16 protein-coding genes are annotated in these 16924 nt (G+C 54.5%); 9 read left to right on the top strand and 7 right to left on the bottom strand.

The genetic code is table 11. From position 1 onward, the window contains the following. Window positions 1-290 precede the first annotated feature (290 nt). Window positions 291-734 (top strand): transcriptional regulator SlyA, encoded by a 444-nt coding sequence (gene slyA / locus B1H58_RS17945; RefSeq protein WP_167373298.1) that lies wholly within the window; start codon window positions 291-293, stop codon window positions 732-734. Between the two features lie 49 nt (window positions 735-783). Here the strand turns inward: slyA and slyB are convergent, their stop codons facing one another. Then, window positions 784-1251 carry an outer membrane lipoprotein SlyB gene (gene slyB / locus B1H58_RS17940; protein WP_085071809.1) on the bottom strand — a complete coding sequence of 156 codons (468 nt, stop codon included), beginning with the start codon at window positions 1249-1251 and terminating at the stop codon, window positions 784-786. A 287-nt stretch (window positions 1252-1538) separates the two neighbouring features. On the opposite strand from slyB, the gene anmK reads away from it, so the two are divergent. From anmK to pdxY, 5 genes are all read left to right on the top strand, one after another. Further along, a complete protein-coding gene (anmK, locus tag B1H58_RS17935; protein WP_085071808.1) occupies window positions 1539-2657 on the top strand; it encodes an anhydro-N-acetylmuramic acid kinase in 1119 nt (372 codons plus the stop codon). Between the two features lie 19 nt (window positions 2658-2676). After that, window positions 2677-2991 carry an MliC family protein gene (locus B1H58_RS17930; RefSeq protein WP_085071807.1) on the top strand — a complete coding sequence of 105 codons (315 nt, stop codon included), beginning with the start codon at window positions 2677-2679 and terminating at the stop codon, window positions 2989-2991. A gap of 58 nt (window positions 2992-3049) precedes the next feature. Further along, window positions 3050-3706, top strand: a complete 657-nt coding sequence (gene pdxH / locus B1H58_RS17925; protein WP_085071806.1) for a pyridoxamine 5'-phosphate oxidase — start codon at window positions 3050-3052, stop codon at window positions 3704-3706. A 132-nt stretch (window positions 3707-3838) separates the two neighbouring features. After that, window positions 3839-5113, top strand: a complete 1275-nt coding sequence (gene tyrS, locus B1H58_RS17920) for a tyrosine--tRNA ligase (RefSeq protein WP_157130208.1) — start codon at window positions 3839-3841, stop codon at window positions 5111-5113. Between the two features lie 57 nt (window positions 5114-5170). Further along, on the top strand, window positions 5171-6031 hold the full coding sequence (gene pdxY, locus B1H58_RS17915; RefSeq protein WP_085071804.1) for a pyridoxal kinase PdxY: 861 nt from the start codon (window positions 5171-5173) through the stop codon (window positions 6029-6031). Between the two features lie 55 nt (window positions 6032-6086). Here the strand turns inward: pdxY and gstA are convergent, their stop codons facing one another. From gstA to betT, 3 genes are all read right to left on the bottom strand, one after another. After that, window positions 6087-6692 (bottom strand): glutathione transferase GstA, encoded by a 606-nt coding sequence (gstA, locus tag B1H58_RS17910; protein WP_085071803.1) that lies wholly within the window; start codon window positions 6690-6692, stop codon window positions 6087-6089. A 125-nt stretch (window positions 6693-6817) separates the two neighbouring features. Then, window positions 6818-8305: a dipeptide/tripeptide permease DtpA gene (dtpA, locus tag B1H58_RS17905; RefSeq protein ID WP_085071802.1), complete on the bottom strand. Its 1488-nt coding sequence runs from the start codon at window positions 8303-8305 to the stop codon at window positions 6818-6820. Between the two features lie 532 nt (window positions 8306-8837). Then, window positions 8838-10847 (bottom strand): choline BCCT transporter BetT, encoded by a 2010-nt coding sequence (gene betT, locus B1H58_RS17900; RefSeq protein ID WP_085071801.1) that lies wholly within the window; start codon window positions 10845-10847, stop codon window positions 8838-8840. Between the two features lie 162 nt (window positions 10848-11009). Here betT and betI point away from each other — a divergent pair, with 162 nt between their 5' ends. The 3 genes from betI to betA are packed head-to-tail and all read left to right on the top strand — an operon-like array spanning window position 11010 to window position 14815. Continuing rightward, entirely contained in the window at window positions 11010-11615 is a 606-nt protein-coding gene (gene betI / locus B1H58_RS17895; RefSeq protein WP_085071800.1) for a transcriptional regulator BetI, read from the top strand. Between the two features lie 11 nt (window positions 11616-11626). Further along, window positions 11627-13087, top strand: a complete 1461-nt coding sequence (betB, locus tag B1H58_RS17890) for a betaine-aldehyde dehydrogenase (protein ID WP_085071799.1) — start codon at window positions 11627-11629, stop codon at window positions 13085-13087. A gap of 42 nt (window positions 13088-13129) precedes the next feature. Further along, window positions 13130-14815 (top strand): choline dehydrogenase, encoded by a 1686-nt coding sequence (betA, locus tag B1H58_RS17885; protein ID WP_085071798.1) that lies wholly within the window; start codon window positions 13130-13132, stop codon window positions 14813-14815. Between the two features lie 161 nt (window positions 14816-14976). Here betA and nth read toward each other — a convergent pair whose 3' ends face one another. From nth to rsxG, 3 genes are read right to left on the bottom strand one after another with little or no spacing between them, the layout of a single operon-like run. After that, window positions 14977-15612, bottom strand: coding sequence for an endonuclease III (gene nth, locus B1H58_RS17880; protein WP_085071797.1), 636 nt, complete (start codon window positions 15610-15612; stop codon window positions 14977-14979). Then, a complete protein-coding gene (locus B1H58_RS17875) occupies window positions 15609-16298 on the bottom strand; it encodes an electron transport complex subunit E (RefSeq protein WP_085071796.1) in 690 nt (229 codons plus the stop codon). Before B1H58_RS17875 ends, nth begins: the two co-directional genes overlap by 4 nt. Continuing rightward, window positions 16291-16923 (bottom strand): electron transport complex subunit RsxG, encoded by a 633-nt coding sequence (gene rsxG / locus B1H58_RS17870; RefSeq protein WP_085071795.1) that lies wholly within the window; start codon window positions 16921-16923, stop codon window positions 16291-16293. The genes B1H58_RS17875 and rsxG overlap by 8 nt, the downstream gene beginning before the upstream one ends. Window position 16924: the final 1 nt, after the last annotated feature.

The raw sequence follows: 16924 nt of genomic DNA, 5'->3' as shown, positions 1-16924 counted from the left end.
GGCAAATTGATGAGCTGATACAGCACCGGCCAGTCACGTAGATCATTCTGACTTCCGCGTTTACGGTAATTAACTGAACCACAGCGTCTGGTCGGCCAGGTGAAAATCTGAAAAAGATTGTTAAACAGCAGGATAGGCCAAACAAGCGAGCCTCATTCACCCAGAGATGCAAGGTGTTGAAATCAGAAACCAACGCCCGTTACACCGCGTGCTGAATTTGTATTTTGCCCGTTAAACTCGCAGAATAGACTAAAATCACGCTTGATTGCTAGCAAGCTAATTATAAGGAGATGAAATTGGATACGCCATTAGGAACGGATTTAGCACGCTTAGTGCGCATCTGGCGTGCGCTGATCGATCAACGTCTTAAACCGCTGGAACTGACGCAAACGCATTGGGTTACGTTGCATAATATTCATCAATTACCCCCGCATCAGTCACAAATTCAGCTGGCTAAAGCTATCGGCATTGAACAGCCTTCGCTGGTGCGCACCCTCGATCAGCTGGAAGAGAAAGGGTTGATTATGCGCTGTACCTGCGCTAACGACCGACGGGCGAAACGCATCAAGCTAACAAAAGCAGCGGAGCCGGTTATCCAGCAGGTGGAGCATGTCATTGACGCCACGCGTGATGATATTTTAGCGGGTATTTCGAAGCGCGAAGTTGAGCAGCTGATTACGCTTATCGCCCGTCTGGAAAAAAACATTGCCGAACTGCAAAAGAAAAGCGAGTAACAAGCGATAAAAAACCGACGCGATGCGTCGGTTTTTTGCGCGACAGGATTTAACGCGGAGAAACGGTCACCTGGCTGCCGTTTGAGGCAAGCACCACGCGCTGGCCCACAGAATAGCGGCTGGCATCCTGCTTCTGTACCACCATAATGGTGTTGCCGTCATCCTTACGAATTTCCAGCTCAACGCCGTCCGCTTTATTCATTGCACCCTGAACGCCCTGACCAGCCACGCCGCCCAGTACTGCGCCGCCTGCAGTCGCCAGACTACGGCCAGTGCCGCCGCCTACCGTATTACCCAGGAAGCCGCCCAGTACTGCGCCGCCGATAGCGCCAATAACGTTGCTGTCATCACCGCCCTGGATTTTAACCGGGCGAACGGACACCAGCGTTCCGTAGCTTACGCTTTGCACCTGTTTAGCTTCGTTAGCGCTGTACACGTCACCGGAAAGCGTATCCGTGTTAGCACAGCCTGCCAGCGTCATGCCTGCCAGCGCCACAACTAATAAACGCTTCATCATTATAAAGCTCCTTTCATGATTGTTGACTGCACTCTAAAGCAGCCACAGATGACCTAATTATACGGCAGAACCTACGCCTGTTTTAAAATAGTGAAAAAAAGACGAGGGCTGAGCATAAACCGTATCAGATAAACAAAGATTCAATTACGCCAGCAAAAAATCATGCCTGAATGTAAAAGCGTCGGGTCGTACATGAAAAACAACAATTAATCATAGAATTACCCAGCCTTTTTTGCCAGGCTGAGGGCTGTTTGAATTCTCTTCCAGAGCGGAAGTAAGGTCAGTTGATGAAATCGGGACGCTATATTGGCGTAATGTCCGGCACCAGCCTGGATGGCGTGGATGTGGTGTTAGCCGCGATTGATGAACGAATGGTGGCGCAACAGGCGAGCTATTACCATCCGGTGCCACAGGCGATACGCCAGCAGTTGTTGGCGATCAATCAGGGGCAAAACCTGACGCTGTCGCAGCTGGGGCAGCTGGATACCCGTCTTGGCCGCCTGTTTGCGGAGGCGGTATTAACGTTAATGAAACAGCAAAACCTGAGCGCCGATGATATCACCGCCATCGGATGTCATGGCCAGACGGTATGGCATGAGCCCTATGGTGATGCGCCCAGTACGCTGCAGATTGGCGACAATAACCAGATTGCCGCTGCGACCGGCATTACCGTGGTCGGCGATTTTCGTCGGCGCGATATGGCGCTGGGCGGGCAGGGCGCGCCGCTGGTGCCCGCTTTTCATCAGGCGTTGCTGATGCATCCGCAAGAGCGTCGCATGGTATTAAACATTGGCGGCATTGCGAATCTTTCGGTGCTGATCCCTGGCAGAGCGCCGGGCGGGTACGATACCGGACCCGGCAATATGCTGATGGATGCCTGGATCTGGCGTCATCGCGGTCTGCCTTATGATAAGGATGGCGCATGGGCAGGCAGTGGAAAGGTCATTCTGCCGTTACTGAAGCAGATGCTGAGCGACGGCTGGTTTGCGCTGCCGGCACCAAAAAGCACCGGCAGAGAGTATTTCAATTTCGGCTGGATCGAAAAGCAACTAAGCCATTTCCCGGGCCTGGCTACGCAGGATGTACAGGCTACGCTGCTGGAGCTGACGGCGATGACCATCAGCGAACAGGTGCAACTGAGCGGTGGCTGCGATCGCCTGTTGGTATGCGGCGGCGGCTGCCGCAATCCGCTGCTGATGGCGCGCCTGGCGTCATTATTAGCAGGTACGGAAGTCTCCACGACGGATAAAGTTGGCATCAATGGCGATGATATGGAAGGGCTGGCTTTCGCCTGGCTGGCTTACCGCACGCTATCAGGATTGTCAGGTAATTTGCCGTCGGTTACCGGCGCTCGCGAAGCCAGCATACTGGGCGCTATCTATCCGGCCAATCGGCCACCGCTATGAGGTATCGTAAGGAGATCGCATGCACAAGCATCTGATACTGTTTCCGATAATGCTGCTTTCCGGCTGTGGCCTGTTTGGCAAACATCAGCCGCAAGAGCAGACGTTACACTATCTGTGTGGCACGCTGCCGCTGACGGTTAAAATCGCGCAACAGCAGGCGCATTTTATTATGGACGGCCAGCCGCTCACGCTGACTGAGCAGCAATCCGCTTCCGGCGTGATCTACAGCAACGGCACTTACCGTTTCTGGTCAAAGGGCAACAGTGCGTTTATCGAGCGTAATCAGCGCATTATTGTCAATGATTGCCAGCTGCAGGACGCGCCTGCGCGTTGAATATTATCAGGGTGAATAGCACAATAGCGGCACCCTATTGCTATGGTTGGATCCGGTTATGAGTGACAATGAGAGTTTGCAACAGATAGCCCATTTGCGCCGTGAATATACCCGCGGCGGCCTGCGTCGTAAGGATCTGCCTGAGCAGCCGCTGGCCTTATTCGAACAGTGGCTGCGTCAGGCGTGCGATGCCCGGGTGCCCGATCCCACCGCGATGTGCGTGGCGACCGTTGATGCGCAGGGGCAGCCTTATCAACGCATTGTTTTGCTTAAGCACTACGACGAGCGCGGCATGATTTTTTATACCAATCTGGGCAGCCGTAAGGCGCAGCAGCTGGCTGAAAATCCGCGCGTGAGTTTGCTGTTTCCCTGGCATTTTCTGGAGCGTCAGGTGATGGTGCTGGGCCAGGTAGAAAAGCTGTCGACGCTGGAGGTGGTGAAATATTTCCACAGCCGTCCGCGTGATAGCCAAATTGGCGCCTGGGTTTCGCAGCAGTCCAGCCGCATATCAGCGCGCGGGGTACTGGAAAGTAAATTTCTTGAGCTGAAACAGAAATTCAGTCAGGGCGAGGTGCCGCTGCCCAGTTTCTGGGGCGGATTTCGAGTAAAAATCGACGCAATGGAGTTCTGGCAGGGTGGTGAGAACCGGCTGCACGATCGCTTTTTCTATCAGCGCGACGGCGAGCGCTGGAAAATCGATCGGCTGGCGCCCTGATTCACTAAATATCCGCCTGAGGCGCTGGCGCTGGCGGCAACAGCGCTTTATTCTATAGGCCTTCATTTCTCCGCACGTCAGCGGAAAGCTGTGTACCAGCATAGGTGCAGTCGTTACAACATGGAGTCTTTAATGACCAGCAGTAACCTGATTAAACAATTGCAAGAGCGGGGCCTGATCGCCCAGGTAACGGACGAGGACGCGTTAGCAGAGAGACTGGCGCAAGGGCCAATCGCTCTCTATTGCGGCTTTGATCCCACTGCCGACAGCTTGCATTTGGGCCATCTGGTACCTTTGCTTTGTCTGAAACGTTTCCAGGATGCGGGACATAAACCGGTTGCGCTGGTGGGCGGAGCCACCGGTCTGATTGGCGATCCCAGCTTTAAAGCGGCAGAGCGCAAGCTGAACACGACTGAAACCGTAAATGAATGGGTAGATAAAATCCGCAAACAGGTCGCCCCGTTCCTGGATTTCGACTGTGGTGAAAACAGCGCTATTGCGGCCAACAACTACGACTGGTTCGGCAGCATGAACGTGCTGACTTTCCTGCGTGATATTGGCAAACACTTCTCTGTTAACCAGATGATTAACAAAGAGGCGGTGAAGCAGCGTCTGAATCGCGAAGATCAGGGCATCTCCTTTACCGAGTTCTCCTACAATCTGTTGCAGGGTTATGATTTCGCCTGCCTGAACGAACGCTACGGCGTGGCGCTGCAGATTGGTGGCTCCGATCAGTGGGGTAACATCACTTCCGGCATCGATCTGACGCGGCGTCTGCATCAAAATCAGGTGTTTGGCCTGACCGTACCGTTGATCACCAAGTCTGACGGCACGAAATTTGGCAAAACGGAAGGCGGCGCGGTATGGCTGGACGCCGCGAAAACCAGCCCGTACAAATTCTATCAGTTCTGGATCAACACCGCCGATGCGGACGTTTATCGCTTCCTGAAATTCTTCACCTTTATGAGCATTGAAGAGATCAATGCGCTGGAAGAAGAAGATAAAAACAGCGGCAAAGCGCCGCGCGCTCAGTATGTGCTGGCCGAACAGGTCACCCGTCTGGTGCATGGCGAAGAAGGGTTGACTGCGGCGCAGCGTATCACGCAAAGCCTCTTCTCCGGCAGCCTGAGCGAGATGACCGAAGCGGATTTCGAACAGCTGGCGCAGGACGGCATGCCGACCATTACGCTGGAAGCCGATGCCGATCTGCAACAGGCGCTGGTTAATGCGGAGCTGGTGCCGTCCCGCGGGCAGGCGCGCACCATGATCAATTCTAACGCGGTTACGGTTAACGGTGAAAAACAGTCTGATGCGGAATACCGCTTCAGCGACAGCGACAGGCTGTTTGGTCGTTATACCTTGCTGCGTCGCGGTAAAAAGCACTATTGTCTGGTGTGCTGGAAATAAAGATAAAAGGCCGGTTCGACCGGCCTTATTTTTTGGCAGGGCTGTGCAAGGTTTAACATGAAAAATATTCTCGCTATTCAGTCTCACGTAGTTTTTGGTCACGCCGGCAACAGCGCGGCGGAATTCCCGATGCGTCGTATGGGCGCGAACGTCTGGCCATTAAATACCGTTCAGTTTTCCAACCATACGCAATACGGGCACTGGACCGGCACCGTTATGCCGGCTTCACATCTGACCGATATTGTGAAGGGTATTGCCAATATCGATCGCTTAAAAACCTGCGATGCGGTGCTGAGCGGCTATCTCGGGTCTGCCGAGCAGGGTGAACAGATTCTGGAGATTGTACGCCAGGTCAAACAGGCCAATCCCGACGCCTGGTACTTCTGCGATCCGGTGATGGGACATCCGGAAAAGGGCTGCATCGTGGCGCCGGGTGTGGCGGAGTTTCACTGCAAAGCGTCGCTGCCTGCCAGCGATATCATCGCGCCGAACCTGCTGGAGCTGGAAATGCTCAGCGGCAGCAGCGTGACGTCAGTAGACGAGGCGGTGACAGTGTCACGAAAACTGATTGCGCAAGGGCCAAAAATTGTGCTGGTTAAACATCTGGCACGCGCCGGACGTCGCAGCGACCGTTTTGAAATGTTGCTGGTTACTGCCCAGGAAGCCTGGCATATCAGCCGTCCCCTGATCGATTTTGGTGTCAGACAGCCGGTAGGCGTTGGCGATTTAACCAGCGGCCTGCTGCTGGTTAATTTGTTAAAGGGCGAAACGCTGAAGCAGTCGCTGGAGCATATCACCGCAGCGGTGTATGAGGTGATGCTGAAAACCCATGAGATGGGCGAATATGAACTACAGCTGGTGGCGGCCCAGGATTTGATTGCGCAACCACAGCAGCATTTTGTCGCTGAGAAACTTTAAGCGGCCAACAGGCGAAAAAGAAAAATAGCGGGACGCAACAGCGTCCCGTTTGACATCAGGCCAGGCCTTCCGCTTTCAATGCGGCAATCACGGCGGGTCGTTCAGCCACGCGCGCCTGCCAGGCTGACAACGCTTCCAGCGTGCTCAGGTCAAGCTGCACCGCATTTGCCCAGCGCGAGACAACAAACAGATAGGCATCCGCCACGCTAAAGCGTGAACCCACCAGCCACTGTTTATCCTGCAGCTCATCATTGACGTAGCGGAATTTGCGCTCCAGCTGCTGACGCTGTTGCACTTTAACTTCTTCTGGCGTATCGGGGCGGAACAGCGGAGTAAAGCCTTTATGCAGCTCAGTGGCGATATAGTTCAGCCATTCCAGCGTATGGTAGCGTGTCAGGCTTCCGGCTGGCGCCAGCAACTGACGATCGGGCTTTAAATCGGCCAGATATTGCACAATAGCCGGACCTTCAGTGAGCAGCGTGCCGTCATCCAGTTCCAGGGCCGGAACTTGCCCCTTGGGATTGATTTGCCAATAGTCTTCGCCGCGCTCGGTTTTTTTGCTGGCTAAATCGACATTCACCTGGGTGAAATCAAGGCCGCACTCGCGCAGGATGATATGGGGAGAGAGGGAACAGGCACCGGCTTTACTGAACAGTTTCATACAATGCTCCTTGTTGCATGCGGGGGGGAGCCTCATCCTACTGCGGGCTTTGGCAAATGTCAGCGTAAAAAAAGAATAAAAAAAGCCGTCACGGGGACGGCTTTTTTATGCATCACACCAGCCGCTTATGGCTGTTTAGGTACATCATGATCGATAGTCATGCGGTTCAGGATCGGCGCGGTCAGCAGCATCAGCACGGCGATAACTGCGGTGGCGATACCGATCTTCTGAAACACATCGCTGTAAATTTGCAGCGACTGCAGCGGATCGTTGACGCCTTCTGGTACTGCCATCAGGTTAGCAACCTTACCGGCAATCATGGCGGCACCAGCGGTGGTCAGGAACCAGGAGCCCATAATAAAGCCCATCAGACGCTGCGGCACCAGCTGAGCAACCATCGCCAGACCCAGTCCGGAAATCATCAGCTCACCGATACTTTGCAGCGCATAGCTCAGGATCAGCCAGCTAACGGATACGATGCCTAACTGATTGGCGAAGCTTGCGCCCAGCGGCAGTACCAGGAAGGCGCCGGAGCAAAGAACCATACCGATAGCAAACTTATGCGGCATCGGCAGGCGGTCGCCCATTTTGTTATAGACGGCGGCCAGGATTGGGCTGGCTACCATGATCCAGAACGGGTTCAGCGCCTGATACTGTTCAGGTTCAAAAGTAATGCCCAGAATATTGTGTTCTACGTTACGAATGGCGAAGAAATTAAGCGAGGTCGGCATCTGCATATAGAGTACGAAAAACACAATCGCTTCGACCATCAACAGGAAAGCAACAATCATACGGCGACGCGCCGCGCCTTTTAATGCGAAGGCTTCTTTCGCGAAAACCAGCAGAATGCCCAGCGCAATCACGCCCAGTACAATGCGCGCAATAAACTGATTATGCAGCAGCCAGGTGGCGATAGAAATAAGCACTACTACGCCGACCAGCGTTGCCAGCAGTTTACCCATATTCAGCGGCGCGAAATCGGGTTTAGAACCATAGTTCTTCACCATTTTCTGACACAGCAGGAAGTTAATAACGGTGATCGCCAGGCCAACCACAGAGAGGGCAAAGGCCACGCTCCAGCCGTAGCGCGCCGCCAGCCATGGCGTCAGCATCATGGAAACCAGTGAGCCCACGTTGATCGACATATAGAACATGGTGAAAGCACCATCGATACGCGGGTCATCCTTGTCGTAGCAGGTAGAGAGCAGGGAGGCCGGGTTGGCTTTAAACAGGCCGCTGCCCATAGCGATAGTGGCCATGCCAATATAAACCATCGACACATCATGCCCTGACCAGGCAATCAGACTGTAACCTACCGCCAGGACCAGCGCGCCAAGCACGATCACGCGTTTGGTGCCAAGCACTTTATCCCCCAGCCAGCCGCCGATAGCGGTCAGGCCGTAAACCAGCGCGCTGAACGATGAGAAAAGCGTGATGGAGTCAGATTCAGACATACCCAGCTGTTTAACCAGGTAGACTGCCATAATGGCTTGCAGACCGTAGTAACCGAAACGTTCCCAAAGTTCGATAGAAAAGATCAGATAAAACGCTTTTGGTTGTTTGAACGCATTAAGGCTTGCCGCCTTGTCAGTGTGTTTGTTTGCTGTAGACACTGTTACCTCTGTTGTTTCAACCTGATTTTCATCAGGAAATAAGACTGCGTCGCTGGCGAAACCTGCGCGCGGTTCTGTAATAAAATCTGAAAAAACGGCGGTTAATTTCTCTTATCCCGCCACGAGTGGCAAGTGTTTTTTTATTTGCTATCCCAGCCTTAGCGCATAGGGTTAACAGCAATAGTTAAGCGTGTTAAATAGTGTTAAGTACTGTTTGTTAATTTATTGACGAAACAATATATCATTTTAATCTGAGAGGCAGGACTGAAGGGCGATTGTTTTCTGGTAACGCTATTAACCTTATGACATGCAAAAATTCACCAAAAACGCAGAATAAATCGCTGGCAAAGCAGGTTTAATAGAATTTTTATCAATGTTTATAGAGAGTTGCGCAACAGTGGAAATTGAGCGGTTTTAAGATGTGAGCAGGATCACAATCTAAACGATTAATTCAGGATTAAAAATAAGTGTGATGAATTAATAAACTATGAAATTCGGGCATAACACTATTATGCCCGGCTAAAGATACAAATTAACGAATTAAATGCAGAAACTGCAGATGTCGTTCATAGTGATCCAGAATATCGTTAATTATCTGCTCTTCGGTATAACCCACCAGGTCATATTCCTGGCTGCCCTCCCATAAATGGACTTCCGCACGATAATAGCGGCTGGCAGTAGGTAAATTACCGCCGCGACGCATAAAGGAAGGAGTACTGTAACCCTGCATCTGCACGCCGTATACAAAAGGCGCTTCATCGCCATGTTCGACGCGAATGCTCATTGAAAAATCCTGTGGCGACAGATCGCTTTCCACCTGTAAACCCTTCTCTTCCAGGACTTCAACGACCTTACTCAGCGCCGGACGCGCCGTCTCATCCATAAAGCGATAAACCATATCGCGTCCCGGATAAGAGATGGCCCGGTTCAGGCGTCGACGCCAGCTACTGGTGTGGCCCGGACGATAACGCCCGTTAAGCAGCGGTGAGGCAATGGCCAGCGAGCGGCTGCGATCGCGCTGTTTTTCATGATGCAGCGCGCGATACATCGCCACCACAAACAGCACCAGTACCAGAGAAAAGGGCAAGGCGCTCAGCACCACTGCGGTTTGCAACGAGGTATAGTCGCCAGCAAACAGCAGAGAAAGTGTGAGCATACAGACCGCCGCTGCCCAGAAAATTCGCAGCCAGTTGGGCGCATCGCTGCTGCTGTCACCGGTACAGGAGAGATTAGCCACCACCAGCGCGCCGGAGTCGGCTGAGGTTACAAAAAAGATAAAGCAGATGGCTACCGCCAACACAATAAGCGGCGTCGCCAGCGGATAGCTGGAGAGCATATGGTAAACCGCCATCGCCGGCTCGCTCAGGGCAATATTGCCCAGCTGTTTCATACCATGCTGGAAGAAACTCAGCGCGCTGTTGCCGAATACCGACAGCCAGGCCAGCGTAAAGCCCATCGGGATCAGCAGCACGCCAATAACAAATTCGCGCAGGGTACGGCCACGGGAAATACGAGCGATAAACATGCCGACAAACGGCGACCATGCAATCCACCAGGCCCAGTAAAACACCGTCCAGCTGCCCAGCCAGCGCTCTTTACCGCTATTGCCGTAGGCGTAAAGATCGAAGGTTTTACGCGGCAGGCTGGTAAAATAGTCGCCGAAGTTTTGCACCAGCGTGTTCAGCAGATGGGCTGTTGGCCCGGTAAACAGTACAAAAAAGAACATAAGCAGCGCCAGCAGCATATTCAGCTCCGACATCCGGCGAATGCCTTTATCGACGCCGCTGACGGCGGAAAGGGTCGCAGCGCCCATCACCACCACAATCAGGATCACCTGCATGGTATGACTCTGCGCGATGCCGGTTAAAAAGCTGATGCCGGAATTAATCTGCATTACGCCGATGCCCAGACTGGTTGCCAGGCCAAACATAGTACCGACGATGCCGAATATATCGACTGCATGGCCCACAGGGCCGTTAATACGATCGCCAATCAGCGGATAAAACGCGGATCGCAGCGCCAGCGGCAAATTATGACGATAAGCAAAATAGGCCAACGCCATCGCCACCAGCGTATAAATGCCCCAGCCGTGCAGACCCCAGTGCATCATGGTCAGCACCATGCCGTCGCGCGCCGCCTGAGCGGAGCCTGCGACCCCTTCCGGCGGCAGCAGCAGGTGATCCAGCGGCTCTGACGCGCCAAAAAACAGCAACTCGGAACCGATGCCGGCGGAAAATAGCATCGCTGCCCAGCTGCCATAGCTGAAATCGGGCGTCGCGTGATCCGGGCCCAGTTTGATATCGCCATAGCGGGAAAGGGCGACAAACAGCACAAAGCCCAGATAAAAAGCCACCACCAGCATGTAATACCAGCCGAAGGTGGCGGAAGCCCAGGTTTGCGCCTTACCCAGTATCAGGCTCGCCTGTTCAGGAAAGGCGAGCACGCAAGAGGAAAAAAGCACAATGATTAGCGCAGCGCCATAAAACACTGCGCGGTTAAGCGTAACGGATTGAATGGTATCTCGGTCTTGTGACCCCGGCATGCAAGCTCCCCATCAAATTAAGTGAATCATCCCTGCCTGAAAGCCCCTGTAAAGTTCAAGGTTTTGTTATCCATTTGTTATAGATAGTAGGTTTTATTGATTGAACGTTCAATATAAAAAAGCTAGCCTATAGAGACTTTATTGGTGAAAAGTGACAGCACGATGCCAAAAGTTGGAATGAAAGCCATACGCCAGGCGCAGCTAATTAAAGCGACCCTGACGGTAATCGATCGGGTAGGACTGGCGGAAGCCAGTATTGCGGTAATTGCCAAAGAGGCGGGTGTCTCGACCGGCATCGTCAGCCACTATTTTGGCGACAAAAATGGCCTGCTGGACGCCTGCATGCGGCAGATACTGGCCGATCTCTACCTGGCGGTAGAGCGACAAAGGCGTCAGGTTCCCGACACGCCGGAAGCACAGATACGCGCCATCATCGACGGCAATTTTGACCTCTCGCAGGTTGATGCTCCGGTATTAAAAACCTGGCTGGTGTTCTGGACGAACAGTTTGCATCAGCCCAGGCTACAGCGCCTGCAAAGCATCAACGATCGGCGGCTGTGGTCGAATCTGACCGCCCAGTTTGCCCGCGCAATGCCGCGCGGGCAGGCACGAGCGGCGGGCAGCAGCATGGCGGCAATCATTGACGGATTGTGGTTGCGCATGACGTTATCGTCGGAGCCCATTGAGGATGGGCTCCGACGGGCCCGAACGCTCTGTTATCAGAATCTCGCGCTTTGGCTACGGTCGCCGGAGCAGAACCCGCATTAACAGGAGGAAACATGGCAGAACGCCGCGGAAACTATATTAACGGTCGCGAAGAGCCGGGTCAGGGCGCAATTTTTACCAGCGTCAACCCCGCTAACGGCAAGGTTCTGGCGGAAATCAGCGCCGCCAGCCGCGAGGATGTGGATCGCGCCGTGGCCAGCGCCCAGGCCGGACAGCGTATCTGGCGCAGCTATACGCCGGTTGAGCGTAGCCGCGTGTTGCTGAAGGCGGTAGCGCTGCTGCGTGAGCGCAATCAGGCGCTGGCTGAGCTGGAAACTGCCGATACCGGTAAGCCGATTAGCGAAACGGCCGCTGTGGATATTGTGACCGGCGCTGACGTGCTGGAGTATTACGCAGGCCTGGCACCTGCGCTGCAGGGTGAGCAGATCCCGCTGCGTGACAGCGCGCTGGTGTACACCCGCCGCGAGCCGCTGGGCGTCTGTGCCGGGATTGGCGCATGGAACTATCCGATCCAGATCGCGCTGTGGAAAAGCGCGCCCGCGCTGGCTGCCGGTAATGCAATGGTGTTTAAACCCAGCGAAGTCACGCCCTTAAGCGCGCTGGAACTGGCCAAAATCTATAGCGAAGCGGGTCTGCCGGACGGCGTATTTAACGTGGTGCAGGGTGCTGCCGAGGTCGGACAGGCGCTGAGCCAGCATCCCGACATCGAAAAAATCTCTTTTACCGGTGAAGTGAACACCGGCAAACGGGTAATGGCGGATGCGGCGCTGGCCAACCTGAAAGAGGTCACCATGGAGCTGGGCGGTAAGTCACCGCTGATTGTGTTTGATGATGCTGACCTGGCGCGCGCCGTTGATGGTGCCATGATGGCCAATTTTTATAGCAGCGGTCAGGTTTGTACCAACGGCACGCGCGTTTTCGTTCAGCGCTCGCTGCTGTCGGCATTTGAACAGCGTCTGCTGGAGAAAATGGCCCGTATTAAAACCGGCGACCCGCGCGATCCGGCGGTGAACTTCGGTCCGCTGGTCAGCGCACAGCACTGTGAAAAAGTGGTCTCTTACCTGCGGCTGGGCAAAGAGGAGGGCGCGCGCCTGCTGGCGGGCGGGCAGCGCATTACCGAAGGCGAGCTGGCTGCGGGTTACTACGTAGAGCCGACGGTATTCAGCGACTGTCATGATGAGATGCGCATTGTACAGGAAGAGATCTTCGGCCCGGTAATGAGCATTCTGGTCTTTGACGACGAAGACGAAGTGATTCAGCGTGCTAACGCCACCGGCTACGGTCTGGCGGGCGGCATTTTTACCCAGTCGCTGAACCGCGCGCACCGCGTGATCCATCAGCTGGAAGCCGGCATCTGCTGGGTTAACAGCTGGGGGGAGTCCCCGGCCCCGATGCCGGTTGGCGGCTACAAGCAGTCTGGCGTAGGTCGTGAAAACGGCATCGATACGCTGCAGCACTATACCCGCACCAAATCCGTGCTGATTGAGCTGGGAGACTACCCGTCAGCGTTTTAATACATACACCGGTGGCGCAGGCCGCCGGATCCCGGAGGTTTAATGCAGGAATTTGATTACATCATTATTGGTGCCGGTTCAGCGGGAAATGTGCTGGCGACGCGCCTTACCGAGGATGCTGACGTATCGGTACTGTTACTGGAAGCAGGCGGACGCGATCACCGCTGGGACTTCCGTACCCAAATGCCAGCCGCTTTGGCTTATCCGTTACAGGGTAAACGCTATAACTGGGCCTACGAAACCGATCCTGAACCCCATATGAACCATCGCCGGATGGAGTGTGGACGCGGCAAAGGGCTGGGCGGCTCCTCGTTAATCAACGGCATGTGTTACATTCGCGGCAACGCGCTGGATTACGATGGCTGGGCAAAAAAATCGGGGCTGGAAAGCTGGTCTTATCTGCACTGTTTGCCCTATTTCCGCCGGGCAGAAAAGCGTGATATCGGCGAAAACGACTATCATGGCGGCGAAGGCTATCTGAGCGTAACCACGCCGAAAACCGGCAATAATCCGCTTTATCGCGCCTTTATCGAGGCGGCAAAACAGGCAGGACACCATGAAACCGACGATCTGAACGGCTATCGCCAGGATGGTTTCGGGCCGATGGATCGCACCGTTACGCCACAGGGACATCGCTCCAGCACCGCGCGCGGCTATCTTGACGTGGCAAAACAGCGTTCAAACCTGACGATTATTACCCATGCGCAAACCGATCGAATTCTGTTTAAGGGTAAAACCGCCAGCGGCGTAACCTGGCTGCGTAAGGGCGCGCGTCAGCAGGCCAGCGCACGGCGAGAAGTGTTGCTGTGCGCTGGCGCTATCGCCTCGCCGCAGATCCTGCAGCGCTCCGGCGTGGGGCCGGAAGAGTGGCTGCGCGAACTGGATATTGATGTAGTGCATGCGCTGCCGGGCGTAGGGCGCAATCTGCAGGATCATCTGGAGATCTATATGCAGTTTCGCTGTAAAGAGCCAATTTCTCTCTATCCGGCACTGAAGTGGTGGAACCAGCCGGCAATCGGTGCCGAGTGGCTGCTGAAAGGAACCGGCATCGGTGCCAGCAATCAGTTTGAAGCGGGCGGTTTTATCCGCAGCGATAAACATCCGGAATGGCCGGATCTGCAATATCACTTCCTGCCGGTGGCAATTAATTATAATGGCAGCAGCCCGGTTAAAGAGCACGGTTTCCAGGCGCATGTCGGGCCGATGCGTTCCATGAGCCGCGGGCGTATTAAACTGAAGTCCAGAGATCCTTATGACGCGCCATCAATCTTTTTCAACTATATGTCAGAAAAGCGCGACTGGGTGGAGTTTCGCGCGGCGGTGCGGCTGACGCGCGAGATCATGCGTCAGCCAGCGCTCGAGCCCTACTGTGGCGCGGAAATCCAGCCGGGCATCGCAGTGCAGAGCGACGATCAGATCGACGCCTTTATCCGCGAGCATGCAGAAACCGCTTACCACCCCTGCGGCAGCTGCGCGATGGGTTACGGTGAAATGGACGTGGTAGACAGTGAAGGGCGGGTACATGGTCTGCAGCGGTTACGCGTAGTGGATGCCTCGATCATGCCGCAAATCACCACCGGTAACCTGAACGCGCCTACAGTAATGATCGCTGAGAAAATCTCCGATTTGATCCGTGGCAAACAGCCGCTCGCGCCATCGCAGGCGGACTATTATCGCCTGCAGCGCGAACAGGAAATTGCCGAGGCGGATGCGCAGGAAAGCGCGTAAGCAAAGCCGATCAGCATCATCCGGGCCAGTCAGTGCAGGCTGACTGGCCTTTTTACAGGGCAGGAAGCGATCAGGCATCCGCTATTCAGGAAAAGCTCTCTCCATTGAACCCGATTGCAATGCCTGCCTGTCAGCTTTTTATTTGGTATAAACACGACGCTTTAGAGATCGACTTTCTCTTTATATTCGCACAGATCTTCAATCAGGCAGGAACCGCAGCGCGGTTTACGGGCAATGCAGGTATAACGTCCGTGTAAAATCAGCCAGTGATGGCAATCCACTTTAAATTCAGCGGGCACCACTTTTAGCAGCTTCTCTTCTACCTGCTCAACGTTCTTGCCAGGCGCAAAATTGGTACGGTTACAGACGCGGAAAATATGGGTATCCACGGCGATTGTCGGCCAGCCAAAGGCAGTATTCAGCACCACGTTGGCGGTTTTACGCCCGACGCCGGGCAGGGCTTCCAGCGCGGCGCGATCTTCCGGCACTTCGCCATTATGCCGCTCCAGCAGAATGCGGCAGGTCTTAATCACGTTTTCCGCTTTGCTGTTAAACAGGCCGATGGTTTTAATGTACTGCTTTACGCCCTCGACGCCGAGCTCCAGCATTCCTGCGGGCGTATTGGCGACCGGATAGAGCTTCGCCGTTGCCTTATTGACGCTGACATCGGTGGCCTGCGCCGAGAGCAGCACTGCAATCAGCAGCTCAAAAGGGGAGTTAAACTGTAGTTCGGTTGTCGGATGAGGATTGTTATCCCGCAGTCGTGACAAAATTTGATAGCGTTTTTCTTTATTCACACCGCTTTCCCGGCTGGTTCCTGTGCAAGGCTCTGCTGCGCGGCGGCACGCGCCTTCAATTTCTGATCGATAATATATTTGGCCGCCAGCAGCATACCGAGGCCAATAAAGGCACCCGGTGGCAGCATCGCCAGCAGCATTGGCGAGTCGAAATGTACTACTTCGATGCGCAGCACTTTTGCCCAACTACCCAGCAACTGATCGGCACCGTGAAAAATTGTACCGTTGCCAATAATTTCACGCAGGCAGCCCAGCACGAACATCGCACAGGTGGCACCCATGCCGATGGCAAAGCCATCCAGCGCCGACAGCGGCACAGAACTTTTCGAGGCGACCGCCTCCGCGCGTCCCACTACAATGCAGTTGGTAACAATCAGCGGGATAAAGATCCCCAGCGACTGATACAGGCCATAAGCGTAAGCGTTAATCAGCATCTGCACACAGCTCACCACCGAGGCGATGATCATGACGTAAACAGGAATACGGATTTCCGACGGCACCCAGCGGCGCGAGGCGGAGATAGCGCTGTTGGTGATGGTTAGCACCAGCGTGGTCGCCAGCCCCAGCCCCAGCGCGTTGGTGGCAGTGGAGGTCACGGCCAGCAGCGGGCAGAGGCCCAGCAGCTGCACCAGCGAAGAGTTGTTCTTCCACAGGCCGCCGATTAATAAATTTTTAGCTTCACTCATTAGCGTCTCCACAAACGGGTAGCGCAGAAATTTTTTCTGGCAGAGTTTCTATAAGCAGCGTAGCGCGTTTAGCCGCGTTAACCACTGCACGTGGGGTAATGGTCGCGCCGGTAAACTGATCGAAATCACCGCCATCTTTCTTCACCGCGAAATGGGTATCCTGCGCGCCGTTCAGTTGTACGCTGCTAAAAGCGGTGATCCAGTCGGAAATGCGCAGATCGATTTTATCGCCAAGGCCTGGCGTTTCATGATGTTCAACCACCCGCACGCCCAGTACTTTGCCGTGGAAATCTGCGCCGACCAGCATCTGGATTGCGCCGGAATAGCCGTCTGGCGCGGTGGTTTCCAGCGCCGCCGCGACCGGGCGATCGTCTTTACGCGCCACGTATAAACGGTGGGGCTTGTCGTTGCCTAACGCGCTATCGGTGACAACGTAACATTCATCCTGCATTACGTTATTATATTTTTCGGGCGGCACCACCTGATCCAGCAGGATTTTTTGCTGCACTGCGGTTTGGTGAGCAATAGTCGGTCTGGTAACCGTATTGATCACTGCGGTCAGGCCGGTGGTTACAGCGGCAAACAGCGCCAGCCTTACGCTATTTTTACGTATGGTATCCAGCATG

This window comes from Pantoea alhagi, assembly GCF_002101395.1.
Classification (GTDB): Bacteria; Pseudomonadota; Gammaproteobacteria; order Enterobacterales; family Enterobacteriaceae; genus Mixta; species Mixta alhagi.
This window is presented reverse-complemented; position numbering and strand designations above follow the sequence as displayed.